The sequence below is a fragment of the Terricaulis silvestris genome (genome assembly GCF_009792355.1).
Lineage (GTDB): Bacteria > Pseudomonadota > Alphaproteobacteria > Caulobacterales > Aquidulcibacteraceae > Vitreimonas > Vitreimonas silvestris.
In genome coordinates, this window is record NZ_CP047045.1 from 3,026,557 (window position 1) to 3,050,736 (window position 24,180).

Annotated in this window: 28 protein-coding genes; 17 read left to right on the forward strand and 11 right to left on the reverse strand. The window is 63.5% G+C overall.

Annotated elements, in window-relative coordinates; genetic code table 11:
- The first annotated feature begins 2 nt into the window (after positions 1-2).
- The 5 genes from DSM104635_RS15465 (at position 3) to DSM104635_RS15485 (ending at position 3,538) form a co-directional block, all read left to right on the forward strand.
- Positions 3-1,442: an ATP-binding protein gene (locus DSM104635_RS15465; protein ID WP_158767069.1), complete on the forward strand. Its 1,440-nt coding sequence runs from the start codon at positions 3-5 to the stop codon at positions 1,440-1,442.
- 52 nt (positions 1,443-1,494) lie between these two features.
- Positions 1,495-1,788 (forward strand): hypothetical protein, encoded by a 294-nt coding sequence (locus DSM104635_RS15470; RefSeq protein ID WP_158767070.1) that lies wholly within the window; start codon positions 1,495-1,497, stop codon positions 1,786-1,788.
- Between the two features lie 6 nt (positions 1,789-1,794).
- Positions 1,795-2,076, forward strand: a complete 282-nt coding sequence (locus tag DSM104635_RS15475) for a type II toxin-antitoxin system RelE/ParE family toxin (protein ID WP_158767071.1) — start codon at positions 1,795-1,797, stop codon at positions 2,074-2,076.
- A 76-nt stretch (positions 2,077-2,152) separates the two neighbouring features.
- A complete protein-coding gene (locus DSM104635_RS15480) occupies positions 2,153-2,803 on the forward strand; it encodes a hypothetical protein (protein WP_158767072.1) in 651 nt (216 codons plus the stop codon).
- 48 nt (positions 2,804-2,851) lie between these two features.
- Positions 2,852-3,538 carry a hypothetical protein gene (locus tag DSM104635_RS15485; protein WP_158767073.1) on the forward strand — a complete coding sequence of 229 codons (687 nt, stop codon included), beginning with the start codon at positions 2,852-2,854 and terminating at the stop codon, positions 3,536-3,538.
- Here the strand turns inward: DSM104635_RS15485 and DSM104635_RS15490 are convergent, their stop codons facing one another.
- Positions 3,539-3,790, reverse strand: coding sequence for a hypothetical protein (locus DSM104635_RS15490; RefSeq protein WP_158767074.1), 252 nt, complete (start codon positions 3,788-3,790; stop codon positions 3,539-3,541).
- An 85-nt stretch (positions 3,791-3,875) separates the two neighbouring features.
- Between DSM104635_RS15490 and DSM104635_RS15495 the strand changes: the two genes are divergently transcribed.
- The gene (locus tag DSM104635_RS15495; protein WP_158767075.1) at positions 3,876-4,076 is read left to right on the forward strand and encodes a DUF2905 domain-containing protein; all 201 of its coding nucleotides are present in this window, start codon (positions 3,876-3,878) and stop codon (positions 4,074-4,076) included.
- Here DSM104635_RS15495 and DSM104635_RS15500 read toward each other — a convergent pair.
- Entirely contained in the window at positions 4,073-4,672 is a 600-nt protein-coding gene (locus DSM104635_RS15500; RefSeq protein ID WP_158767076.1) for a TIGR02466 family protein, read from the reverse strand. The two genes, DSM104635_RS15495 and DSM104635_RS15500, sit on opposite strands and share 4 nt — an antisense overlap.
- A gap of 132 nt (positions 4,673-4,804) precedes the next feature.
- Positions 4,805-5,122, reverse strand: coding sequence for a hypothetical protein (locus tag DSM104635_RS15505; protein ID WP_158767077.1), 318 nt, complete (start codon positions 5,120-5,122; stop codon positions 4,805-4,807).
- A gap of 102 nt (positions 5,123-5,224) precedes the next feature.
- Here DSM104635_RS15505 and DSM104635_RS15510 point away from each other — a divergent pair, with 102 nt between their 5' ends.
- A complete protein-coding gene (locus tag DSM104635_RS15510; RefSeq protein ID WP_158767078.1) occupies positions 5,225-5,806 on the forward strand; it encodes a TetR/AcrR family transcriptional regulator in 582 nt (193 codons plus the stop codon).
- Here the strand turns inward: DSM104635_RS15510 and DSM104635_RS15515 are convergent.
- Positions 5,803-6,267: a DUF1203 domain-containing protein gene (locus DSM104635_RS15515; protein ID WP_158767079.1), complete on the reverse strand. Its 465-nt coding sequence runs from the start codon at positions 6,265-6,267 to the stop codon at positions 5,803-5,805. The genes DSM104635_RS15510 and DSM104635_RS15515 overlap by 4 nt on opposite strands.
- A 69-nt stretch (positions 6,268-6,336) precedes the next feature.
- Between DSM104635_RS15515 and DSM104635_RS15520 the strand changes: the two genes are divergently transcribed.
- Entirely contained in the window at positions 6,337-6,972 is a 636-nt protein-coding gene (locus DSM104635_RS15520) for a VOC family protein (protein ID WP_228445720.1), read from the forward strand.
- On the opposite strand, the gene DSM104635_RS15525 is transcribed toward DSM104635_RS15520, so the two are convergent.
- Positions 6,969-7,451: a hypothetical protein gene (locus DSM104635_RS15525; RefSeq protein ID WP_158767081.1), complete on the reverse strand. Its 483-nt coding sequence runs from the start codon at positions 7,449-7,451 to the stop codon at positions 6,969-6,971. The two genes, DSM104635_RS15520 and DSM104635_RS15525, sit on opposite strands and share 4 nt — an antisense overlap.
- A gap of 20 nt (positions 7,452-7,471) precedes the next feature.
- Positions 7,472-8,647, reverse strand: a complete 1,176-nt coding sequence (locus tag DSM104635_RS15530; protein WP_158767082.1) for a hypothetical protein — start codon at positions 8,645-8,647, stop codon at positions 7,472-7,474.
- Between the two features lie 110 nt (positions 8,648-8,757).
- Between DSM104635_RS15530 and DSM104635_RS15535 the strand changes: the two genes are divergently transcribed.
- Positions 8,758-9,366 (forward strand): carbonic anhydrase, encoded by a 609-nt coding sequence (locus DSM104635_RS15535; RefSeq protein ID WP_158767083.1) that lies wholly within the window; start codon positions 8,758-8,760, stop codon positions 9,364-9,366.
- 105 nt (positions 9,367-9,471) lie between these two features.
- Complete coding sequence (locus DSM104635_RS15540) at positions 9,472-11,088, forward strand: hypothetical protein (RefSeq protein WP_158767084.1); 1,617 nt, start codon at positions 9,472-9,474, stop codon at positions 11,086-11,088.
- Positions 11,089-11,104: 16 nt separating this feature from the next.
- Here DSM104635_RS15540 and DSM104635_RS15545 read toward each other — a convergent pair whose 3' ends face one another.
- Positions 11,105-12,946, reverse strand: a complete 1,842-nt coding sequence (locus DSM104635_RS15545) for a TadE/TadG family type IV pilus assembly protein (protein WP_158767085.1) — start codon at positions 12,944-12,946, stop codon at positions 11,105-11,107.
- 156 nt (positions 12,947-13,102) lie between these two features.
- On the opposite strand from DSM104635_RS15545, the gene DSM104635_RS15550 reads away from it, so the two are divergent.
- The 5 genes from DSM104635_RS15550 (at position 13,103) to DSM104635_RS15570 (ending at position 19,315) form a co-directional block, all read left to right on the forward strand.
- Complete coding sequence (locus DSM104635_RS15550; RefSeq protein WP_158767086.1) at positions 13,103-13,993, forward strand: SPFH domain-containing protein; 891 nt, start codon at positions 13,103-13,105, stop codon at positions 13,991-13,993.
- A gap of 6 nt (positions 13,994-13,999) precedes the next feature.
- Entirely contained in the window at positions 14,000-14,188 is a 189-nt protein-coding gene (locus DSM104635_RS15555; RefSeq protein WP_158767087.1) for a type II toxin-antitoxin system antitoxin, read from the forward strand.
- A 126-nt stretch (positions 14,189-14,314) separates the two neighbouring features.
- Positions 14,315-17,608, forward strand: coding sequence for a carbamoyl-phosphate synthase large subunit (gene carB / locus DSM104635_RS15560; protein WP_158767088.1), 3,294 nt, complete (start codon positions 14,315-14,317; stop codon positions 17,606-17,608).
- A 206-nt stretch (positions 17,609-17,814) separates the two neighbouring features.
- Positions 17,815-18,288, forward strand: coding sequence for a transcription elongation factor GreA (greA, locus tag DSM104635_RS15565; protein ID WP_158767089.1), 474 nt, complete (start codon positions 17,815-17,817; stop codon positions 18,286-18,288).
- Positions 18,289-18,310: 22 nt separating this feature from the next.
- Complete coding sequence (locus tag DSM104635_RS15570; protein ID WP_158767090.1) at positions 18,311-19,315, forward strand: mitochondrial fission ELM1 family protein; 1,005 nt, start codon at positions 18,311-18,313, stop codon at positions 19,313-19,315.
- On the opposite strand, the gene DSM104635_RS15575 is transcribed toward DSM104635_RS15570, so the two are convergent.
- Complete coding sequence (locus DSM104635_RS15575; RefSeq protein ID WP_158767091.1) at positions 19,312-19,671, reverse strand: response regulator; 360 nt, start codon at positions 19,669-19,671, stop codon at positions 19,312-19,314. The two genes, DSM104635_RS15570 and DSM104635_RS15575, sit on opposite strands and share 4 nt — an antisense overlap.
- A 156-nt stretch (positions 19,672-19,827) precedes the next feature.
- On the opposite strand from DSM104635_RS15575, the gene trxB reads away from it, so the two are divergent.
- Entirely contained in the window at positions 19,828-20,814 is a 987-nt protein-coding gene (gene trxB / locus DSM104635_RS15580; RefSeq protein WP_158767092.1) for a thioredoxin-disulfide reductase, read from the forward strand.
- Here the strand turns inward: trxB and DSM104635_RS15585 are convergent.
- Entirely contained in the window at positions 20,811-21,833 is a 1,023-nt protein-coding gene (locus tag DSM104635_RS15585) for a mechanosensitive ion channel family protein (protein ID WP_158767093.1), read from the reverse strand. The genes trxB and DSM104635_RS15585 overlap by 4 nt on opposite strands.
- A 101-nt stretch (positions 21,834-21,934) precedes the next feature.
- Between DSM104635_RS15585 and DSM104635_RS15590 the strand changes: the two genes are divergently transcribed.
- On the forward strand, positions 21,935-22,825 hold the full coding sequence (locus DSM104635_RS15590; protein WP_158767094.1) for a LysR family transcriptional regulator: 891 nt from the start codon (positions 21,935-21,937) through the stop codon (positions 22,823-22,825).
- A 27-nt stretch (positions 22,826-22,852) separates the two neighbouring features.
- Here DSM104635_RS15590 and DSM104635_RS15595 read toward each other — a convergent pair whose 3' ends face one another.
- Both DSM104635_RS15595 and ypfJ read right to left on the reverse strand, forming a co-directional pair.
- Complete coding sequence (locus DSM104635_RS15595) at positions 22,853-23,233, reverse strand: four helix bundle protein (RefSeq protein ID WP_158767095.1); 381 nt, start codon at positions 23,231-23,233, stop codon at positions 22,853-22,855.
- 33 nt (positions 23,234-23,266) lie between these two features.
- Complete coding sequence (gene ypfJ / locus DSM104635_RS15600; RefSeq protein ID WP_158767096.1) at positions 23,267-24,172, reverse strand: KPN_02809 family neutral zinc metallopeptidase; 906 nt, start codon at positions 24,170-24,172, stop codon at positions 23,267-23,269.
- Positions 24,173-24,180: the final 8 nt, after the last annotated feature.

Sequence of the window (24,180 nt, forward strand, 5' to 3'; positions counted from 1 at the left end):
GCATGGCTGGCCCGAGCATCGATCAGCGCCGCCTCGACGAGTTGGTTGCCCAACCGTCCGAGACATTGAATGTCGAGCTGAAAAGCTGGCTCGACCTCTCTGATGCACACGGAGCAGCGAAGGTCGCCCGCGCGGCGTTGGCCATTCGCAATCGCAACGGCGGATTCATCGTCATCGGGTTCGACGACAAGACGCTCAAGCCGCTACCGGTGCCCGTCGGCATGGACGTGGTGAGCGCGTTTCACGTCGACACCGTGCAAGGCATTGTTTCGCAGTTCGCGTTCGAAAAGTTTGAAGTGACCGTTGGGTTTGGCGTGCGTGACGGAGTTCAGCACCCGATCATCTCGATCCCAGAGGGCGTCAAAACACCAGTCGCGGCGAAAGCCGACCTGTTTAATCCCACGGACCCAAAGAAACGTGTGATCGCCCGCGGCGACGTATTTTTTCGCACGCTGGAATCCAACGGCACTCCCAGCACGGCTGTCGCAAGACCGGAGGACTGGAAAGATATTGTCGAGATTTGCTTCGACAACCGCGAAGCAGATCTCGGAAGATTTCTTCGGCGTCAACTGGCATCACATAGCGCCGCCGAACTCTTGAATGCCCTTCAGGGTGGACCCGGTGGCGGCGAACCGGAAAAAAAAAGAATCTCCTTGAAGGAAGCTAGTTCAGCCGTCCTGGAACGAGGCTATCAACGCTACCTTGAGGCCATTGGCGGCCGTTCGCTATCGGACGAGGAAAAAGCACTCCTTGACCACGGCACGTGGAGTGTTGGCCTTCAATTCGAACCTGCGAGAGAAGGCGAGGTTGCAGACGAAGCATTCTTCTCGACCGTCACATCAAGCAACCCGGGGTACACTGGGTGGCCAGTTTGGCTCGACTCTCGCGGCTTCCGAAACACTGCCGATCAGCCCTACGTCTCTTCGAACGGATGGGAAGCGCTGATCGTATCCGCTGAAAGCGGCTGGATGTCTTCGACCCATTTCGATTTCATGCGATTTGAACCCAACGGGGCGTTTTACCTTCGCCGCGTCCTTCAAGACGATACAACACCGAACAAGATCACGCCCAACGAGGCCTTTGATCCACTTCTCATGATCTATCGCGTCGCCGAAGTGGTTGCGGTTGCGCTCGCTATTGGAAAGGGGCTGAAGTTCGATCAACAGCAAACCCGACTGGGGCTTACTTTTTACTGGACGGGTCTAAGGGGCAGAAAGCTGGTCCGATGGGCCGACGATTTTCGCATGACTTTGTCCTATGACGTATGCCGCGAGGACACGATCACCACATTTATCGACTTGCCGCTGGATACTGCACCCAACGCTATCGCACCGACAGTTGATGCAGCGACCAAACCACTTATCGCGGCGTTCGGTGGGAAGCGCATTCCGGCAGAGGATATTGAGGCGCACGTTGCGAAGCTGCTTGAACGTCGCCTTTGACCTCACCTAGGTCTATATGACGAACCACGAGCATTCTGCTAGAATGCAACCCATGCCCGCCGACACGCTCACCATCTCCATCCCCGGCCCGCTTGCGGACGAAGTCCGCGCGGCGGCGGAGGCGCGCGGCGTCTCGCCGGAAGAATACGTGCGCCAGCAACTCGCCTGGGACATCGCCATGGACGGCGATCCCATCGAGCAAGCTGGCGTCGAAGAAGATGAGGCGGCGCTGGCGGACTTTGAGGTCACGGGCATGGGTGTCCCGTGGGAAGAAGTCCGCGACTGGATGAAATCGTGGGGCACCGCCAACGAGCTTCCGCGGCCTCAACCGCGCAAACTCCGCTAGCGACGCTTGCACCGCGTACTTTTCACCGAGCGCGCACGCGCCGATCTCGACAGACTTCACGCCTTCCTCGACGCTAAGAGCCCGCGTGCAGCCAAGCGCGCTGTTCAGCGCATCATCGAAGGCATCGACCTACTGGCGCTCTTTCCACGCTCCGGCGTGATCGTGAAAGGCGACCTCCGTAACGCCTTTATCCGCTTCGGCCACAGCCGCTACGTCGTGCGCTACAAGATCGATGCGGACACCGTGCTGATCACGCGCATCTGGCATGGCAAGGAAGCGCGCAAGTAATCCGCCCGAAAAATACGAGGATAACCCGCCCCCAATCCGACCGACCCCACCACCGGCGTAAACTCCACGCCGACAAATGCAGACAGCCACACTCCCCCGCACCGCGCCGCTCGCGCTTTGGCGCATCGCGGAAGCGTTTCTGCACGTCCTGCATTCGCTCTTCGGCGCGCCTGAAGACGTCGCGCGCGAACACACGCTAACGCGCCGCGCTCACACGCTCATGCTCTCCTGGCTGCGCGTCGGCGAAGCGCTGCTGCGCCGGCTTCTCCTCATCGAAGCCGCGGCGTTCCCCCAAACCATCACGCCCCAACGCGCACGCCACCCGCGCCAACGCGCACGCAAACTCATGAGCTTCACCCCCGAAAATCCGGAGGATTGGCGCGTCGCCTTCCGCTGCTTTGTGAACCTATCCTCCCCCGCTCGCGGGGGAGGTGGTCGCGAAGCGATCGGAGGGGGCGCAAACGCGCCAATGTCAAACGTCTGCGCCTCCGATCGCCCCGCCGGCTTCCGCTCCGCCTGGCCCCTCGCCGAACGCTACGAAGCCCTGCTCCGCGTCTTCAACGCGCCGCACGCGTTCGCACGCCGTCTAGCCAAGCGCCTCCACGCCCAACCGCAACGCCTCAGCGCCGTGCTCGAAGCGCCCGACGATTATTTCCATCGCGTCGATCAAGCCGAAGAACTCACCGCCGCCGCCAAGAGCGCGTGGCGAAAGCCCGACACCAGTTGACCTCGCACTTTCGCGCCCTCTAAGTTTCGGCACTAGGGGATGTCCAACATGATCCGAATTCTCGCAGCAGCACTGTTCAGCGCAGCGCTTTGCGCCTGCGCGTCCGTGCCGGAAAACCTGACGCTCGACGCCACTTCAAATCGCGGACTCATCATCGTCGAAGCGACGCCAAGCCTGACTGGGGTCGCCATGCCGGACTTCAGCCTCAACATCGCGCGCTATTCCGACGCGGAAAATCGCCTCGACGCCAATTCCTTCGGCGGCTGGGCCGGTGTGAACGACGCGACACGCGGACCGAATGGGCGCTACTGGATTGCCGCACAAGCCGAGCCCGGTCGGTACGTCATCACCGGCCTCACCCACCAGAGCTTCTGGGTCTCGTGTTTCAACTCCGGCACGCGCGCCTTCGATGTGCGCCCAGGCGAAGTTGTCTTCCTGGGCCGCCTCGATCCTCTGCCTGCCCTGCTAACAATGGCGCGCACACTGCCACCGTCGACGAGCACCTACGTATTCGCGATGGATCAGCGCATCTCGATTGTCGGCCCGGATCGAATTCCTGATTGGCAACCCACCGTCGATGCCTACGTGCGCGGCGCGTTTCCCAATGTCACCGCTCCCGTCACCGCCGGCGGCTCGGATCAAGTCACGTTCAACACCGGCTGGGATATGACGCGCAGCAAGCGTGTATGCGGCGGCTATTACGCGCCCTCAGGCGCACAGCCGCAGGCGAACTAGCTACGGCGTCGGCGTCCGGATCGGATCCGTCGCGCCAATCGGCCGGCCATTCTCATCGACCGCATCGTCCTGCTTCTCAGCCGCCGGCTCGCCTTCGTTACGCGGAACAGTCGTCGACGTCTCACCGCCACCCGGCGTCGCACTCACATCATTCGCCGGCGCAGCAACGCTGTCGCCGGTGTCAGCGCCCGTGCACGCCGCCAGCGCCACGAACGAGCCAATGGCCAGCACCTGATAAATCCGCATCGCCATCTCCGTCGCCCTGACAAAGCCCAGAGCCGCGAAAGCGTTCCGGCGGGAACTTTCGCACAAAGATGTCCCGCGCTACGTTCACATCATGGCGCGCGCACTCATCATCGCCGGCATCGTGCTCTTAGCGCTCGGCTTGCTGTGGCCGTGGCTGTCGAAATTGGGACTAGGCCGTCTCCCCGGCGACATCGTGGTCCGCCGCGAAAATTTCAGCCTCTACTTCCCGATCGTCACCAGCCTGATCGCCAGCGCCGTACTCACGCTGCTGTTCTGGCTGTTCCGCCGCTAAGCGTAGTTGAAGCTCACACTGACGCGCGCCTTCTTCGCGGCATTCGCCGGCACTTCGTGACGCACAAAGCTCTCCCACATCAGCACCTCGCCCGCTTTCGGCGTCACATACACAAACGTCCGCTCACTCTCCGGCGCATCCTCGCCGCGCGTCGGCGCCGCCATCATCATCGCGAGCCGAGGATCTTCCAGCTTCAGCGCCGAGGCGCCAGCAGGCACATCGACATAGAACGTCCCACTCAACACCGAATGCGGATGGATGTGCCCCGAATGCGCGCCACCGGGCTCGAGCACGTTGATCCAAATCGAATCCAACTTCAGCTTCCGCGTGCTCGCAAAGTTCAGCTCCCGCGCGAAAGCGGCAGCATGCTTATCCAACAGCTTCGCTAGCGTGCTAAACTCGGGATTGCGTTGTGGCAGATCGTTGAGCGACGCATACGAGGTGTACCCGCGATAGCCCTTCTCCTTGCTCCACGCCTTCCCCGCTTCATCCTCCGCCGCGATCATGCGGCACGACGCGAGCAGCGCGCGCAGGTCCACCCCCTCCACCGCGGCGCGGTAGAGCTTGGTCACGAACAGCGTCTTGATCTCGGCCATGGCGCCTTAAAGCGCGCGGTGCGCGCTTCCGCAATTCCATTCGCCCGACAAAAAAGCGCCCCCGCGAACGGGGGCGCTAGGCGGATCACGCATCACCGCGGGAGGCGAACGATGCGCTTGGGCAGAAAAGCGTTACTGCGCGACGGCGGCCGTCTGCAGCGTCGGCGTGATGGACGCGATCGCAAGTGGTTCGCCGCGGGTCACTTCGCAGCGGATGTTCTGGAGATCGCCATTGCGCCAATAGTCGAAATCGACGCGCACCAAGCGAGCGCGGACATTGACCTGATCCAAGCGGACCTGGCCGGTCTCGGCGCCTGTCTGGGCGACGACTTCAGCGCGGCAGAGCCGGATCGCGGCAGTCCGGTCGGCGACATTGTCACCAGCGAAAGCGGCGGTCGGGGACGCCAGGACGGCGGCGGCTAATACAGCGTAAGAAAAGAACTTTTTCATGGGTAGACCCTCCGGGGAAGAGACGAGCCGGTCATGTATGACGACCGGTCTATTTGTTGGATATCACTAGACCGGTCGTCATACAAGTGCTATTTTGCGGTCATGGCAAAAGTTTCATCGGCCCGTGAAGACATGCTCTCCGCCGCCGTCGAGCTCTTCCGCGCGCGCGGATATGAGGGCGTCGGCGTCGCTGAGTTATTGGAGAAATCTGGCGCGCCCCGCGGCTCGCTCTATTTCCATTTTCCAGGCGGCAAAGAGCAAATCGGCGCCGAAGTGGTCGAACGCGTCGGGGCGACAGTCGCCGGCCGCTTTCGCGAGCTACACGAAAGCGGTGTCGACATGCACACGTTCATCGAGCGCGTGTTCAAGACCACCGCCAAGGAATCCAAGTCGCGCGACTTCAAAGCGTCCTGCCCGATCTGCGCCATCGCAACGGGCTTTGCAGCCACGGACTTGAAGCTCACCGTGGCTGTGCGGCAGGTCTTCAATTCCTGGGAAGAAGAAATCCGCCTCGCCGCCGTTACGCGCGGTATGACGGAAGCCAACGCCAGCGTCTTCGCCTCCGCGTTTCTCTGCGCCATGGAAGGCGCGTTTGTGGTAGCGAAAGCGCAAGGCACGTCAGCGCCACACGTGAACGCCTCACGCGCGATCCAAGCACTCGCCGCCCAATTGCTGCCGAACTAAGCCCGATCGATTCGCGCCGCGAAGCAGCCGCGCCGCGCGTAGTGCGCATGGATGTAGGCGACGTTGGCATTGTCAAAAAAGCGATCGATCATCGCCTTTGCGTCGGCGCCTTCCACAACTTCGGCCTCGACCATCATGTGCCCCGCATCAAACCCACGCAGCGAAAGCGTCCGCCGCGTTAGCGCCGCCGGAATCGCATCTACGCCGTCGAATCGCACGCGGGTCTCGCGGACGAAGATCGGCCCCTGCTGACGATAGGGCGTATCAGCGGGTTGATGATCAAAGCTCAACAGCAGCACCGGTTCGCCGATCTCCGCGTCGTCCAACGAAATCCTGCATGGCGCACCGGGCTTCTCATCGACACGGACGCGTTCGATGCCCTTCGCCGTCAGCTGCTCATCGCTCAGCGACTGCAGATCTGCGAACAGCTCAGGATCGAGACCCTGGATACGAAAGCTCATTCAATCTCTCCTACAGCGGCCATCGTGCGCTAAAGTAGCGAACCGTGCTCGCCGCAATCGGACCTTCGGATGCCCATGCGCCTCAACCAAGTGACCGCCGCCACAACCGATCTCGACGCCTCGATCGCGTTCTACCGGCTGCTCGGCCTCAAGCTCATAGTGAAGAGTACGCACTACGCGCGCTTCGAGTTACCGCGCGGCGAGGCGACGTTTTCGCTGCACCTCACCGAGGGCCCGATCCCGCGCGAAAACGCACCGCAGCTTTATTTCGAAGTGCTCGATGTCGATTTCGAAATTCGCCGCTTGAAGCTCGCCGGTGTCGCTATCAAGCGCGAAGCCATGGCGCAGAGCTGGCTCTGGTACGAAGCCTGGCTGCGCGACCCCGCCGGCAACGCGATCTGCATCTATCACGCCGGTGACGCGCGCCGGTATCCGCCCTGGCGCATCGACGCGCCGCCAAGCGAAAACACGCTGCACCTCGTCATCCGCGACGGTGAGAAATGGGCGCTGGTGAAGCACGAGGGCGGCGCCGAGACCTGGCGCGCACTGCAGGACCGCTATGGCGATTACAACGCCTCGCTCGGCCCGTTCGATCTCTTCAGCTTGCTTGCGATGCTCGAAACCGAATGGCCCGACCTCTTCCTCGCGCACGACCAAGCCATCCGCGCCTTCGCCGTCAGCGATGCAACTGAGCTGGAGCTCTAGAAGTCCATCGGCCCAAGGCCGTGCCACGCGGCAGCGAAGCCCATCGTGCCGAAGAAGGCGACGATCGCCAGGAGGATGAGCACGCCGAGGATCAACAGCACCAGCGCGCCGATCCAGGCAATGCGGTTCAGCAACAGCGCCGTGTCGTCGTGGTCGCGCTGCGCCTGGCTGGCGCCGACAACGCCGAGCACGAACGCCGCAACCGTCGGCAAGAACGGAATGATGAAGCCGACCACCAGGCACGCGACGCCGATCCAGCCCAGCACGCGCGAGCTCGATTGCGGCATGCCAGCCGCTGTCATGCCCGGCACGGCGAACACGCTTTTCGCCTGCCCGCCCTCTTCGACGAAATCGACGATCTGCCCAGCCATCGGCGGACCGGCCGAACGCCAATCGCTCATGGCGAATTCGAGCCTTTGATCGTTTGGTCCAAGCAGGACGCCGCGTCCTTCGTGGACGCCGAGAATGGTTCCGCGCATGCGCTTGCGTTACGCGGTGATCACTCCGCGATCAAGCGGCTGGGCGCCCGGATCGCATCCGGCGATTGGTTCAACGCCAAGATTTCCGCGATCAGCGACAGCACCGAAGACGAGCGATCGCCTTCCTCCGCCGTGTCCTGGCAGCGTCCTTCTCCGCTCGCGGCGCCGCATGAGCGTCCGATCGCGGGGCCGGCGTAATAGCGTTGTCCGCCATAGACCACCGAAGCTGCATAGATATCAGCATCCGCCGCGCCTTCCGGCACGACGCGAAACAGTGGCACGCCTTGCCCGCCTCCACGCAGACCGGCGGCGCGTACGTTAAGCTGCGCTTCAATCGGCGCGCCCTCTTCGGCAACCATTGCGCCGGCGCGCATCAGCTCTCCGACATAATAGACCATGTCGTCCAACGATCGCAGACGCAGGCGCACCAACGTCGAGCCAATCGGAAACACCGGATCGCAATCCAACCCTTCGCGCGGCGGCATCGGCCGCACCGGCGTTGTCGGCGCATAGGTTTCCACCACGCCGCACAACGGCCGACCATGCGCCATGTCGATGCCGCTCTCGTTCGGCCGCCCGCTGGTGGAGATCAGAAATTCACGCAGCTCACGCACGAACGCGCACCCATTGGTGTCCACGTTCGGCGCGCAATCCTCGAAGATCGTATTGGCTTCATTGACGTAGGAATGGCGCACACCTTCGGCGTCCGTCTTCTCGATCCCCTCCACCATCACCAGCAACAGCAAATCGCGCGGCCAGCCGCTGCGCCAATAATGCTCGAACACATAGGGCGCAGTCGGTTCGAACGCCGTTCGCGTCAGCGTTTCCGCGCTGAACGGCTGCACTGCATACGATGGCCGCGTCTGGGTTTGGCGCTCAACGCCCACATTCCCGAAACCCCAAGGCGACCCGCTTTCACCGAGCGGAATACCGCCGATGGAGCCGCTTTGAGTCATGCTCCAGGACGGGCTGTCGGAGATGCCCGTCATCGCCAAGTAGTAACGCGGCAGCCGGTCCCGCGAGCGCAAGATGTTCAGCAGGATTTGCGCCGACACCGCTTGACCATAGGCGTCGTTGAACGCGGCAGCATCGTCGGCAATTTGGCGTGTCAGACGTTCGCGGCGGACATCCGCCGGCGCCGTCGCGCACGCGGTCAAGAACGCGCACGCCGCGATCAAACCAAGCCAAGCCTTCATCCGGTCTTCTCCCCGTGCGCGAGAATGCCGCGCGGCCGGAGCGGTCGCCAAGCGACTTCTCCTGACCGGAAGCGCTTGCTCTTCGCCGCCATCGGCGCTTGAAGGACGCCATGGAGCACCTGATCGAAGGTTATCGCGTCTATCGCGAGAAACGCTGGCCGGAACTTCGCGCGCTGCACCGCAGCCTCGCGCAGCGGGGGCAAGCGCCACAAACCTTGGTGATCGCCTGCGCCGATAGCCGCGTCGATCCCGCCACCATCTTCAACGCCGATCCGGGCGAGCTCTTCGTGGTCCGCAACGTCGCCAACTTGGCGCCGCCGTTCGAGGAAGCGCCTGGTTTTCATGGCGTCAGCGCCGCGATCGAGTTCGCGGTCACACAACTCCAGGTGCAAACCATCGTGGTCATGGGCCACGCCCAATGCGGCGGCGTGGCCGCAGCACTCGACGATCATGTGCGCGATCCGCACTCTTTCCTGGACGCCTGGATCGGTCTGCTCGACACCGCCAAGGAGCGCGTTATTCACCTCGACGGCGATCGGCACTCGGCGCTCGAGTACGAGTCCATTCGCGTCACGCTAGAAAATCTCGCCACCTTTCCATTCATTCAGAAAGCGATGCGCGAGCGCGATTTGAAGCTGGTCGGCATGCACTACGGCGTGGCCGACGGCAGCCTCGAACTGCTCGACACTGAGACTGGGGACTTTAACCCTGTCCTTTGATGCGTTTTCATCACGTGCAACGTCCGATCCCCTGTTTGCACTGGTATGTTCCATGCTATGGCCTGAAGGCCGCACGGGGACCTGGGGAGGGACGCAGGAGACGGCATGTCGGACGTTCTGATTGTCTGTGTTCGCGAGGACGAACCTCAAGCGAAGGCGCTTGCGGAGATGTTCGAGGCTGCGGGCTTCTCGATCGGCGGCGCGCCGTCGAGCGACGGCGCCCTGCGTTCAAGCGGCGCCGGCCTCGTGGTCTGGTCGCAAGCCTCCATCCGATCGCGTCCGTTTCTCGACGCCGCCCAGCGTGTGATCAATGCTGAAAAGGCAGTCGTCGCGAGCCTGATTGAGCCGCCGCCGCCGTCCAGCATCGGCGACTCTCCGGTGTTCGATCTCTCCCGCTGGGACGGCGATCCCAACGATCCTTCACTCGACCCGCTGTTCTTCGCCGTCGACCGCATGGTGAATTCCGCGCGCGCCGCTGTCGGCGCCAGCGCAGTGCAAGAGCCTTCGCGCTATGAGGCGCCGCCGCAGCGCGAAGCGCCGCGCGCGCCGAAGCCGTCTTCTGCGCCACCGCAGGCCTCGTATTCCCGCCCCGCATCCGACCCACTCGGCTCAGAAGCCGAGCATTGGCGCGCAATTCGCGACAGCCGCAATCCGTCGGACTTCATGGATTACCTGGCGCGCTATGGTCCCGAGGGCGCGTTCTCCGAAGTCGCCGAACTGCGCTTAAAACAACTGACCTCGCACTCGGACCGCCCCATGTCGGCCAGCGCACGCCCTGCCGTTGGCGCGCCACGCACCGCTCCGGCCACGCCGTCGCGGCCAATGTTGCCGCCGCGCGCGGACGCGCCGCGCCGGGACGTTCCACCGATCCTGCGCCGGCCTGAACCATCACGCCGCCCCCCGCCGGAACGCGGTTTCGATCGCGGCGATCTGCGTGAACCGCCGAAAGGCGAAGGCGGCCCGCTGCGGGCCTTCATCCTTATTGCGCTGCTCGGGGGCGCCGCTCTGATTGGCGGCCTCTACTTTGGCGGCGGTATGCCGAACTTCGGCGGCGCGCCCCAGGAAGAACAGATCGCCGACGCCGGCCCGCCGCCGGGGTCTTACGACGAACCCGCCGACGCCTCGACGCTCGACGAGCCGACAGGTGTGCCAATTGAGGACATCGCCACGCCGGCGCGCCGCACCGAAACGGCAGCGCGGCGGGAAACGCCCGAACCGGCGCGTCGCGAGGAGCGCCCGCGCCGTGAAGAAGCCGCGCCGCCGCCGCCCGTCACGTCTTGGAGCGGCGCCAATGGCCAGCCGGCCGGCGGCCCGACTTCGCTTTCGCCCGGAAGCACCGGCGCGCCGTCCACGGTCGCTCCGCCGGCGCTGACGGCGAGCGTGCCGACGCCAACTACCACTATCTCGCGCTCGACGACGACAATCCGCCAAGGCAGCGTGGTGTGGGCCCAGCGCCCGACGGCGCGGCGCATCAGCGAACTCTATCCCGAGCGCGCCGGCCGCGATGGCGTCGGCGGCCGGGTCGAGCTCGACTGCAGCGTGCGCACAAACATGTCGCTGGCGTGCTCGGTGGCGAGTGAATCCCCGGCGGGCGTTGGCTTCGGCCGAGCCGCGCTAAGCGCGGCCGCTACCTATCGCTCCCGCGGCGCTCTGAGCGACGGCGCGGACGCAACTGGCGCCCGGACCCGCATCGTGGTGCAGTTCCAGGCGCCGACGAACTAACCTCCCTACGTTCGCGTTAGTGCGTCAGGCGCAGCTGGCCGATGCCTGAACCGATCGCATCGAATGCTTCCGAGAGTTCCTGCGCGTTGTCGGCGCGGAAGAAGTTCTCGTCGCTCGAAGCGCAATTGCGCATCAAGGTCTCGGTTGCCTGGTCGGTCTCCCGGAAAATCACCGTGTAGATTTCGATGCCCGCATTCTTGATGTTCGTGCAGAGCGTGGCTTCGCGTTGGTTCACGTAACTCACGTAGCTTGTCGAGGACGAGATGTTGCGCCGGTATTGCGGGGCCAGGATGCCACGCACAATGCCGCCGATCAGCTGACCCAACAGGCCGCCATCGGCCAGGTCGGTCCACACGCCCAAATGGTTGTAGGCCGAGTAGTCGCTGTCGAGCACGGGATCGGAACCGACATTGGTGTTTTCGCCGTCAGACATCAGCACGATTACCTTGCGCACGTTCGGACCGTAGGCCGCGCCTTCGCTGAACGGAGCGTTCGGTGAAAGCACGCGCCAGCCCCAGGCCAGGCCTTCCGCCTGGTTGGTGCCGCCGCCCGACCAATGACGCATCGCGGCGACGTTGGTCTGAAGTAGGTTCTCGTTGGTGGTCAGCGGCACGATCGGAGTCGGGCAGCCACGGTTCGGACCGCGCGTGTCCGGCGGCGAGGCGTCGATCGAAGCGCTGTTATTGCGATACTTGAACACGTTGAACATACGCGCTTGCAGACCGTCGTCATCATTGGCGGTGCCGCTGCCGCTGGACATGCGCGAGCTCATCGTCGCGCTCGTGATGTTGCCTTGGCTGTCAGTGATGTAGGAGTTCGAAGAGGTCACGCCGTTATCGACGGTGTCCAGCCAAAAGAACGGAACGAACATGGTGTCAGGCGTACCGATATTCGGCGCTGCATCGGTGACGTCGTACGGTTCAGGGCGGGCTTCGACGCAGCCCTTCCAGTCATCATTCGGCAGCAAGTCGAACAAGGTAAGATAATTGATCCCATCGGACGGCGTCCACGCGTAGCAACGATTGGCCTGTCCGCCGGACGAGCCCAAGAGCCCGCCAAGCAAAGAGGCGTCGCCACGGCGCCACGTGATGCGGTACGAGCCCGGATAGCCCGTGAACGGCAGCGTCGAGATGTTTTGGCAGTTGTTGCCCGTGTTGCCAGTGCCGCTCGTCGTGCGCGCGCGGTATGCGATCGAACGATCTTCGAGAATTTCGCCGTTGTAAGCGGCCTGGCCAGCCTGATCCATCCAGGCCAGGTGCGAGGCTTCGTTGCCGATGTTCACCTGCGCCACAAACGGCACCAGCGCCACCCTCACAGTGTCGCCATCGATCGACAGCAGATCGCCCACGAGATCCGAAGCCGCGCTGCGAAGGCCGTCCATGTCGGCCGACATCGAGCCGGTGTTGTCGAGCACGAGCGCGACTTCGATCGGCGGGCTGGCGTTAGCTTCAGCCACGGCCTGGACCGCGATGTCCCAATCCTGGTTCTTGATGACGCGCGCGAGGCTGAGCGGCATTGGCATCGACGCCGACGCCATGTGCCCACCGTCGTCGAGGTGCGTAATCGTGAATGTCGCGCCCGTGGCCAGATCGCCCATTTCGGCGTCGAAGAACGCCTCGGCCGCCGCTTGGCGCTGGGCCAGGGTGAGGTTGGAGCTTCGTTCAGCCACCAGAGCCGCGCCATCGACCGCGTTCTGCATCTGGTTGCGCAGCGCCTGCGCGCGCGTGAAATCCACGGTGATGCCGATCAGGCCCACCAGGACGGCCCCCATCAGGCCCCACATCATGGCCACGTTGCCCCGGCGATCGCGCCCAAAGGCGCGAGCCGATCGCTCGCCGATGAATTCCTGGGTAACCATTTTCCGCCTCAAAATCGGACCCTTAGAACCCTCTGAGGTACCAGAAGGCGCTTAATTTCCGATTTGGAAGGGTCCTTAACGCCGGCTTATTCGCTTGCGTGGCGACCGAATTTGCTATTATGATGATATCATCTTGATGGCATGAGAGGGTAGATCATGACCGCAGCCGCACTGAATCGAACGCACGAGCGCAAAGCCAACACCAACAATGGCGGCTTGATGCTACTCCTGAACTTCGTGGTTTTGGGAGCCGCGATTTGGGCGCTGACCCAGACCATAGCCTACGACGACGGCTCGTTCGCGCTGCTGATGGCCTTCCTGGTCGTGCTCTTTGTTTTCATCCTCGTCGGCTTCTATTCGCTGCAGCCCAACGAGGCCGCCGCGATCACGCTGTTCGGCAATTACAAAGGCACTGACCGCACACCCGGCCTCCGCTGGGTGCTGCCTTGGTACAAGCGCACCAAGATCAGCCTCCGCGTCCGCAACGTCACCGGCGAGAAGCTCAAGGTGAACGACAAGCGGGGCAACCCGATCGAGATCGCCGCTGTCGTAGTCTGGCGCGTCACCGACACCGCCCGCGCGCTGTTCGACGTCGATCACTACCAAACCTTCGTCGACATCCAGATCGAAACCGCGGTCCGCGAGATCGCCTCGCACTTCGCCTACGACCACGCCGAGGAAGGTGAAGCCACGCTCCGAGGCGACGCCGATCAAGTCTCCGCCCTGTTGCGCGAAAAGCTGCAAGAGCGCACGTCGGTCGCTGGCGTCGTGGTCGATGAAACCAAGCTCAGCCACCTCGCCTACGCGCCGGAAATCGCCGGCGCCATGCTGCGCCGCCAGCAAGCCGAAGCCGTGCTCGCGGCGCGGCGCTTCATCGTGCAAGGCGCCGTCGAAATGGTGCAGCACGCGCTGGAGCAGCTCAGCGAGCGTGACATCGTCAAGCTCGACGACGAACGCCGCGCGGCGATGGTGTCGAACCTGCTGGTCGTGCTGTGCGGCGATCGCGACGCCCAGCCTGTCGTCAACACAGGAACGCTCTACCAGTAGGCGCCCATGCCCGCCGATCGCAAAGCCTTCGCGCTACGCCTCGATCCCGCTCTCTACGAGTGCGTGGCGCGCTTGGCCGCGAACGATCTGCGCAGCGTGAATGCCGAGATCGAATGTTTGCTGCGCGAAGCGTTGAAAGCGCGGGGCATCAAGCTCGATGCGCCCGCGGCCGACGCCCCGGAGAACCCTGGCTAGGCCGGATCGGTCCCGCGACGATCTGGCTTGGGCAGGGCGGCCCTTGCACCACCGTCCCCCGGCTTATATGCAGGCGCGATCCGCTGAATGGATCGATTCTAGCCGCATGAACGCGGGCGGAGACGCATGCCAAAACGCACCGACATCAAGTCGATCCTGATCATCGGCGCTGGGCCCATCATTATCGGCCAGGCCTGCGAGTTCGATTATTCCGGCGTGCAAGCTGTGAAGGCGCTGAAGGCCGAGGGCTATCGCGTCATTCTCGTCAACTCGAACCCCGCCACGATCATGACCGATCCGGACCTGGCGGATGCGACCTACATCGAACCGATCACACCGGAGATGGTCGAGAAAATAATCGCGGTGGAAAAGCCCGACGCGCTGTTGCCGACCATGGGCGGACAAACCGCGCTCAACTGCGCGCTGACGCTGGAACGCACCGGCGTGTTGAAGAAGTACGGCGTTGAGATGATCGGCGCCAATGCCGACGTCATCGAGAAGGCCGAGCACCGGATGAAGTTCCGCGATGCGATGGACAAGATCGGGTTGGAGTCCCCGCGTTCGCGTTTGTGCAACACGATGGAAGAAGCGCTGGCGGCGCTCGAGTACGTGCAACTGCCTTCGATTATTCGCCCTTCGCTGACGCTTGGCGGCCTGGGCGGCGGCGTCGCTTACAATGTCGAAGAGTTCAAGGAGATCATCGAGCGCGGCCTGATGCACTCGCCGATCACCGAAGTGCTGGTGGAAGAAAGCATCATCGGTTGGAAAGAGTACGAGATGGAGGTCGTCCGCGACAAAGCGGACAACTGCATCATCATCTGCTCGATCGAAAACATCGATCCGATGGGCGTTCACACCGGCGACAGCATCACTGTGGCGCCTGCGCTGACGCTGACCGACCGCGAATACCAGATCATGCGCAACGCCAGCATCGCTGTGCTGCGCGAGATCGGCGTCGAGACCGGCGGCTCCAACGTCCAGTTTGCGGTGAACCCGCAGACCGGGCGCATGGTCGTCATCGAAATGAACCCGCGCGTTTCGCGCTCCTCGGCGCTGGCGTCGAAGGCCACCGGATTCCCAATTGCCAAAGTCGCCGCCAAATGCGCTGTCGGCTACACGCTCGATGAAATCGCCAACGACATCACTGGCGGCGCGATGCCCGCGAGCTTCGAGCCGACCATCGACTACGTCGTCACCAAGATCCCGCGCTTCGCCTTCGAACGCTTCCAAGGCGCCGACACCACACTTACCACGTCGATGAAGAGCGTCGGCGAAGCCATGGCGGTTGGGCGCACGTTCAAAGAGTCATTGCAGAAGGCGCTGCGCTCGCTCGACACCGGCCTGATGGGCCTGGACGAAATCCAAATCGAGGGCGCGTCGGACGAAGACCAGGGCCGCGCCGCCGTGCGCGCGCGCCTCGTCACGCCGAAAGCCGATCGCCTGCTCGTGTGCGCCGAAGCGTTGCGCCGCGGCTTGAGCGTCGAGGATATCTGCGCCGCGTCGCACTACGATCCGTGGTTCGTGCGCCAGATCGCGGAAATCATAGCAACAGAAGCTGAAATCCGCGCTGGAGGCTTGCCAAAGGACGCGGCGTCGTTCCGCGACCTCAAAGCCCAAGGCTTCTCCGACGCGCGCCTGGCCAAGCTCACCGGCCAGCGCGAACGCGACGTGCGCGCGGCGCGTCGCAAGCTCGGCGTGCGTCCGCAATTCAAGCGCATCGACAGCTGCGCCGCCGAATTCCGCGCGACGACGCCGTACATGTATTCGACCTACGAGACCGGCCTCTACAATCTCGCCGGCGAACAAGCCGCGCCTGAGTGCGAAGCCGAACCCACCGACCGCAACAAGATCATCATCCTCGGCGGCGGCCCCAACCGCATCGGTCAGGGCATCGAGTTCGACTATTGCTGCTGCCACGCCGCGTTCGCGTGCGCGGAGATCGGCGTCGAGTCGATCATGGTCAACTGCAACCCGGAAACGGTGTCGACGGACTACGACACCTCGGATCGCCTCTACTTCGAGCCGCTGACGACTGAAGATGTGCTCGAAATCTTTGAGACGGAAAAAGCACGAGGCACGGTTCAGGGCCTGATCGTGCAATTCGGCGGGCAAACACCGCTGAAGCTTGCGCAACCGCTCGCCGATGAAGGCGCGCCAATCCTCGGCACCAGCGTCGATGCGATCGATCTGGCCGAAGACCGCGACCGTTTCCAAGCCTTGCTGCGCAAGATCGGCTTGAAACAGCCGGACAACACCATCGCTGGCTCACCGGACGCCGCGCGCGCGGGCGCAGAGCGTATCGGCTATCCGGTCATGCTGCGCCCCAGCTACGTGCTCGGCGGCCTCGCGATGCAGATCGTGCACAATGCGGGCGAGCTGGATGAGTACATCGCCCGCATCTCGCGCGCGCTGGGCGGCCCATCCGAGTTCGCCGTCTCTGACAAGCGCCCGCTGCTGGTCGATCGTTATTTGCGCGACGCCATCGAAGTCGATGTCGACGCCATCTGCGACGGCGAAGACGTGTTCGTCGCCGGCGTGATGGAGCACATCGAGGAAGCCGGCGTGCACTCGGGCGATAGCGCCTGCGCGCTGCCGCCATACTCGTTGTCGAAGGAAATCGTCGCCGAGATCGAGGCGCAGACGCGCAAGCTCGCGCTCGCGCTCGAAGTCAAAGGCCTGATGAACATCCAATTCGCGGTGAAGGATGGCGACATCTACATCCTCGAAGCCAACCCGCGCGCCTCGCGGACGGCGCCCTTCGTCGCGAAAGCCATCAACCGCCCGATCGCTGCCGCCGCCGCCAAGGTGATGGCTGGCATGAAGCTCTCCGAATTGAAACTCGATCGCCCGTCAAAGGATCACGTCGCGGTGAAGGAAGCGGTCTTCCCGTTCGCACGCTTCCCAGGCGTCGATCCCGTGCTTGGCCCGGAGATGCGGTCGACCGGCGAGGTCATGGGGCTCGACACCAATTTCGAAGCCGCCTTCGCCAAGAGCCAGATCGCCTCGGGCATCAATCTGCCGACGGAAGGCTGCGTCTTCATCTCGGTCAAGAACGGCGACAAAGTGCAGTTGCCGCAAATCGTGCGCGACTTGCACGCGATCGGCTTCAGCATCGTCGCCACCGGCGGCACGGTGGACTTCCTCAAAGAGCAAGGCATCGACGTGAAGCGCGTCAACAAGGTCGCAGATGGGCGGCCGCACATTGTCGATGCGATGAAGAACGGCGAAATCCAGCTCGTCTTCAACACCACCGAAGGCGCGCAATCCTACCGGGACAGCTACTCGATCCGCCGCACCGCGCTGACGCAGAACATCCCCTATTACACCACCATGTCCGGCGCCCGCGCCTCGATCCAGGCGATCCGCCGGCTGAAGAGCGGCGCACCCCTGGGCGTGCGGGCGCTTCAGTCGTACGCCTGAAATCGTCCACGGATAGGGACGAGGTCTTCCGAGGCTCCTGGCCAGACCGCCCAGTGCGGATTCCGGTCGCCAGCCGGCGGCGGTCGCCTGGGCGCGGCTGAAAATCGCGGCCCCCTAGGAAAAACCGCCTTTTCGGCCTATCCTTGACGACTGGCCGGACCGGGTACATTTTTACCTCTCCTAGACGGACTAAATTACACACCCCCATGGAAAAAATACCAATGACCGCCGAGGGTTATGCAGCCCTCGACGTAGAAATGAAGCGTCTTAAGACGGTGGAGCGCCCGGCGGTAATCCAGGCGATCTCGGAAGCGCGCGCCCACGGCGACCTCTCCGAAAACGCCGAATATCACGCCGCCAAGGATCGCCAGTCCTTCATCGAGGGCCGCTTGGCCGAGCTCGAGGACAAGATCGCGCGCGCCCAGATCATCGACGTCTCGAAGCTCTCGGGCAAACAGATCAAGTTCGGCGCAACCGTGAACCTCCTCGACGAAGATTCCGGTGAGAAATCAAAGTACAAAATCGTCGGCGAAGACGAGTCCGACGTGAAGGGCGGCAAGATCTCCGTCACCTCCCCGATCGCGCGCGCGCTTATCGGCAAGGAAGAGGGCGACGTCGTCGAGGTCATGGCTCCGGGCGGCGCCAAGTCGTACGAAATCGTCAAGGTGAAGTACCTCTGACGCCTCACGCGGAGCTGGTCTGATGCGCAGCGTCGGCTACCAGCCCGCGGAAGCCCTCACCGTCTGGGCCGTCAGCGACGGCCGCGCCGGCATCGAGAACCAAGCTCTGGGGCTGGCTGAAGCGCTGGGCCGCCGGACGCCGATTAAGCTGATCACCAAGCGCGTCAATCTCCGCACGCCGTGGAGCTGGATGCCGCCCGGGTTCGTCCCGGCGCCGCGCAATGCGCTGACCCTCGACTCTGACGCCATCGAGCCGAGCTGGCCGGATATCTTCGTCGGCTGCGGTCGCGCCTCGATCCCGTTCGCGCTTGGCATCCGCGAGTGGTCGCGCGGCAAGACCTTCGTGGTGCAACTGCAAGACCCGCGCGTGAATCCGCGCGAGTTCGACGTGGTGATTCCACCGATCCATGACGGTCTCGAAGGCCAGAACGTGCTGCCGATCGTCGGCGCCTGCCACCGCGTTACGCCGGAGAAGGTCGACGAAGCCGTGCTCTCCTATCCGGCAGCGCTCGAAGACATGGCCTCGCCGCGCTTTGCCGTGCTGGTCGGCGGGAAGTCGAAGCGCCAGGACATTTCCGCAAAACGCGCCCGCGCCATTGCGGATTCGTTGGTGACGCTGCAACGCGAAACCGGCGGCACGCTGCTGGTCACGCTCTCACGCCGCACCGGCGACGCCGCGCGCATGATCTTCCGCACTTGGCTCGCGCCGCATTGCGCGATCTTCTACGAGGGCGAGGGCGTCAATCCCTACTTCGCCCTGCTCGGCGCAGCCGACCACATCTTCGTCACCGCAGACAGCGTGAACATGGCGACAGAAGCCGCCGCCACGGCGAAGCCAATCCACATCCTCGCTGTCGATGGCCAAGCTGGAAAACTCGCGCGCTTTCACCAGAGCTTGGCGCGACGGGGTTGCGCGCGGCCCTTCATTGGCAGGCTCGAAACCTGGTCATACCCGCCACTTCTGGAAACAGATCGCGCCGCGGCCGCTGTGCTCACCGCCTGGACCGCGCGCGCCAAGGCGCGCTAGCCGCCGAAGAGCTTTTTTACGCCAGCGACTAAGTCGGCTTCACTAATCGGCTTGGTCAGGATCGGTGTGTTGGCCAATTCCGGCGGCGCGTCTTTGATCTGGTCGTAGCCTGTGCAAAACGCGAGCGGCACGCCCATACCGGCAAGCTTCACACCGATCGGCACGCTGGAGACGCCGGCCAGATTGGCGTCCAGCAGGGCGGCGTCCGGACGCGTTTCAGCGATGACACGCTCGGCGTCCTCCACGGTCGCGACCGGCCCCAGGACCTCGTAGCCGAGCTCCTGCAGGCGCTCCTCAAGCTCCATCGCAATAAGTGCGTCGTCCTCGACAACGAGGATTTTCAATCGCCCCGACATTGTCCGCCCAATCAAGTCCCCGGCGGGACCATAACCGCCTAGGATTTAAGCGCAATTCCAGCCAACACCAGCATGGCAGCACCCCGCCAGCGCGCCTTTCGAACCAGCGGCAGCGCCGCCATATTGGGCAAACGCGAATCCCTGCAAGGCCAGTCCATGACCGAACCCGTCGCCCGCCACGCGCCCATTATCATCATCGGCTCCGGCCCGGCCGGCTACACCGCCGCCATCTACGCCGCGCGAGCGATGCGCAAGCCGATGCTGATCGCGGGCCTCCAGCCCGGCGGCCAGCTCACCATCACCACCGACGTCGAGAACTATCCGGGTTTCGCCGACGTGATCCAAGGCCCGTGGCTGATGGAGCAGATGCGCGCGCAAGCGAAGCACGTCGGCACCGAACTGGTCGACGACATCATTGTCAAAGCCGAACTTGGCCAGCGTCCGTTCAAGCTCACGGGCGACAGCGGCCAAGTCTATCTCGCTGACTCGGTTATCATCGCCACCGGGGCGCAAGCGAAATGGCTGGGCTTGCCCAAGGAGCAGCATTTCGGCGGACATGGTGTTAGCGCCTGTGCGACGTGCGACGGCTTTTTCTATCGCGGTAAGGACGTCGCTGTAATCGGCGGCGGCAACAGCGCCGTCGAAGAAGCGCTTTACCTCGCTCACCTCGCGCGCAAGGTCACGGTGATCCACCGCCGCGACAGCTTCAAAGCAGAAAAGATCCTCCAGGAGCGGCTCTTCAATCACCCATCGATCGAAGTGATTTGGGACAATGTGCTCGAAGACATCGAAGGCACGGAAGACCCAAAGAGCGTTACCGGCATCGTCATCCGCAACGTGAAAACCGGCCAGCGCGAAGAGCGCAAGCTCGATGGCGTGTTCATCGCCATCGGCCATTCGCCGGCGACGGAGATTTTCAAAGGCCAAGTCGAAATGCGCGACAACGGCTACATCAACGTCAAACCCGGCACGACCGAAACCAACATCCCCGGCGTCTACGCCGCCGGTGACGTCGCCGACGACACCTACCGCCAAGCTGTCACCGCCGCAGGCCTCGGCTGCATGGCCGCGCTGGAAGCCGAGAAATTCCTCGCCGTCCAAGAACTCGATCACGCCCGAACGAAAGCCGGCGCAGCGGCCTAACGTTCGGCGCGACGCGCTTCCACGTCATCGGCCTGTGTTTCTTCCGGCGCTTCCGGGCGCGACACTTCATCGGCCGCATCGTTGATCGTCGCGGGCGCGGGAATACTCGGCGCGTGTTGGACGCGTTCCATATTGAGCGCCTGCAGCGCGTCCTCGCCTTCTTCGCCGAAGAAGGCCCGCAAGCGGATGTCGCGTTGCGGATACGGAATCTCGATGCCGGACTTGCACAGCGCGTCGTCGATCGCCCACGTGTAAGCGGCGTTCATCGCCTTTGGCCGCTTCACGGCTTCAAGCGTCGGCCACACGATGAGCTCGAAGTTAAGCGCGCTATCGCCGTAGCCGACGAGCCAAACTTGCGTGCGATGCTGATCTGTATCGGGCAGCGTGAACGGCACGTCGCGCGCCGCTTCGATCACCGCCGCGCGCACCTTCTCTTTGTCCGTTCCAATAGCGACTTGGAATGGCACGTGGATACGCCGCGTCTCGCCCTTCAGCGTCCAGTTAATCACGGTGTTTTCGATCAGCTTCGAATTCGGCACCAGCAGATAGACATTGTCGTTGTTGCGGATGCGTGTCGCGCGCGGGCCAATCTCCTGCACAATGCCGCGCGTGCCGTCCTGCATCTCGACGTAGTCGCCGATGTGAATGGCCCGGTCGAAGATCAGCACCAGGCCGGAGACGAATTCCTTCACCACGCCCTGCAGGCCGAGCCCCAAGCCGATGCCAAGGCCGCCGGCGAACACGGCGATCGAGGACAGGTTGAGCCCGAGCGTTGAGAGACCGGCGAAGATTCCGAACAGCACCAAGCCGTAGCTCAGCAGCTTCTCGAACAGGTAGAGCGCGCCGGTGCCTTCGCGCAGCCGCATCCGCACGCGCTTCAGCGCGTTGCCGATTAGCCAGGCGCCGAGCATGAACAAAGTCGTCAGCGCGATTGCCGCTCCGAGCCCGCCCACGGTCACGACCGAGTCCCCGATCGTGAGCAGCGGGATGTGGGCGATGTCCTGGAAGCCGTCGAACATGAGAATCCCTGGAAACGCTTCCTCTATCGACCCGCCCGCGGAGCTATGCAATATTGCAACGCGCGAGGACGCCAAATGGGCGCCTGCGGGGCGTCGTGGTGATGGACTGGGACAAACTCAAAACTTTTCACTTCGCCGCCGAGACCGGCAGCCTGACGGCGGCGGCGGAGAAACTTGGCGTCAGCCAGTCCTCAGTGAGCCGCCAGATTGCTGCGCTGGAAAACGACATGGGCGTGCCGCTGTTCCAGCGTCACGCGCGCGGGCTGCTGCTGACCGGCCCCGGCATGGCGCTCCGGGAGTTCACGCGGGAAATGGCCGGCGCCGCGATCATCGCCGAATCGACGTTGAAAGACGCACGCGAAAAGGTCATCGGCGACCTGACGGTGACGGCGCCCGTTGCATTTGGCTCGACTTGGCTGGCGCCGCGCCTCGGCAACTTCGCCGACACCTATCCCGAGACGCGGCTCAAGATCATGCTCGACGACCGCGAGTACGATCTCTTGAAGCTTGAAGCCGAGTGCGCAATCCGCCTCTGGGCCGCGACGCACGCCGACCTGATCCAGCGCAAGCTCCTGGAAGTGCACGTCAGCCTCTACGCGTCGGCGAGCTACCTGCAACGCCACGGCACGCCGAAGAAGGTCGAGGACCTCGATCATCACCGCATCATCGCCTACCAGGCCGGCGTGCCGACGCCGATGCGCGAACTGGATTGGGCGCAACGCGCCGGCCGCGAAGATGCCAAGCCGCGTACGCCGCTTCTGGAGATCAACAACGTTTACGGCATGCTGCGCGCGGTGGAGTCCGGCTTCGGCATCGCCAGCGTGCCCGACTACATGGCGCGCGAAAATCCGACGCTGGTGAAAGTGCTGCCCGACTTGCCGGGTCCGAGCTTCGAAGTCTATTTCATCTACCCAAGCGACCTGAAGCGCTCCAAGCGCATCGCGGCTTTCCGGCAGTTCCTGATCGATCAGGCGGCGGGCTGGGAGGCGTGACAGGTGTCAGGTATCGGGTGTCAGGTATCACTTTAGCTTGGCAATGAGGCCGTTGAGCATCTTCGCTATCTCAACGTACTGCCCGCTGAGCTTCTGAAATTGATCCTCGGTGAGATATCCCAAATCCTTGGCGAATCTGCACCACAACGCGGATTCATCGGTGCTTCCGAGAGCGATCAACGCGAACCTTCTGAATTCAGCCGTTGAGCCCTGTTGTCTTGCTCGCCCTTCCGCCAAGTTGGCGCAAATGGACTTGCTCGAACGGCGGAGTTGGCTAGCCAACTCATACTGCTCGTGCTTCGGAAACGTTTGCGCAATTCGGTGGATTTCGAGCGCTGCGGCGTAGGCCTTCTGGAACACGATCATGTCCCAAACCGAAGTCGCTACGCCGACGCGCCCGTCAGCCATTCTGACACCTGATACCCGGCACCTGACACCTACTCAGAGCTGAGCTTGGCTCACCGCGAACGTATCGCACTGGCGCGCATCGCCGCTATCAAACCCGCGCCGGAACCAGCGCATGCGCTGCGCGCTCGTGCCGTGCGTGTACTGGCCAGCGTTGGCGCCCAGCGTATCGTCGCCGATCGCGTGCGCGGCGTTCAGTGCTTCACGCAGATCGGCTTCGTCGATCGCCAAAGATGCGCGCGCGGTATGGCCCCACACCCCGGCAAGGCAATCGGCCTGTAGTTCGACACGCACGGACGTCTGATTCTGGTTTTCACCGGAAACCGAGCGCTGCGTCGCGCCGATCAAATTCTGCACGTGGTGACCGACTTCGTGCGCGATCACGTAAGCCTGCGCGAAATCCCCCGGCGCGTTTAGCCGGCTCTGCATGACCTGATAGAAGCTCGGATCAATGTAGAGATTGGTGTCGGCCGGGCAGTAGAACGGTCCGACGTCCGCAGTCGCGTTGCCGCAACCGGTGGCGACGCCGCCCGAGAACACTACGAGCGTCGGCGCGCGATAGCTGCCGGCCTGCACGCTATAGTTCGGCAGCCGGTTCTGGCTAAACTGCGCGCTCCACACATCTTCGGTTGAGCCCAGCACCGCGCGCGAGAAATCGCAGGCTTGCGCTTCAGCTTCGCACACGCTGCCTTCGCCGCTGGTGGACTGGCTTTGGCCCGGCACGCCGCCAAGCAGTGCGCCGAAGACCATTTCCTTGATGTTGGCGGGCGCGAAGAACCAAATGCCCGCGAGCACGAGGCCCACGATCAGGATGCCGCGCAGGCCGATCCGGCGCAGGATCGCGAACAACGCGCCCGCCGCCAGGCCGCCGCCGACTGCACCGCCACCGCCACGGCCGCGATCTTCGAAATTGTCGGAACGGCGCTGGTTGTCTGTGCGCATCTGGCGTC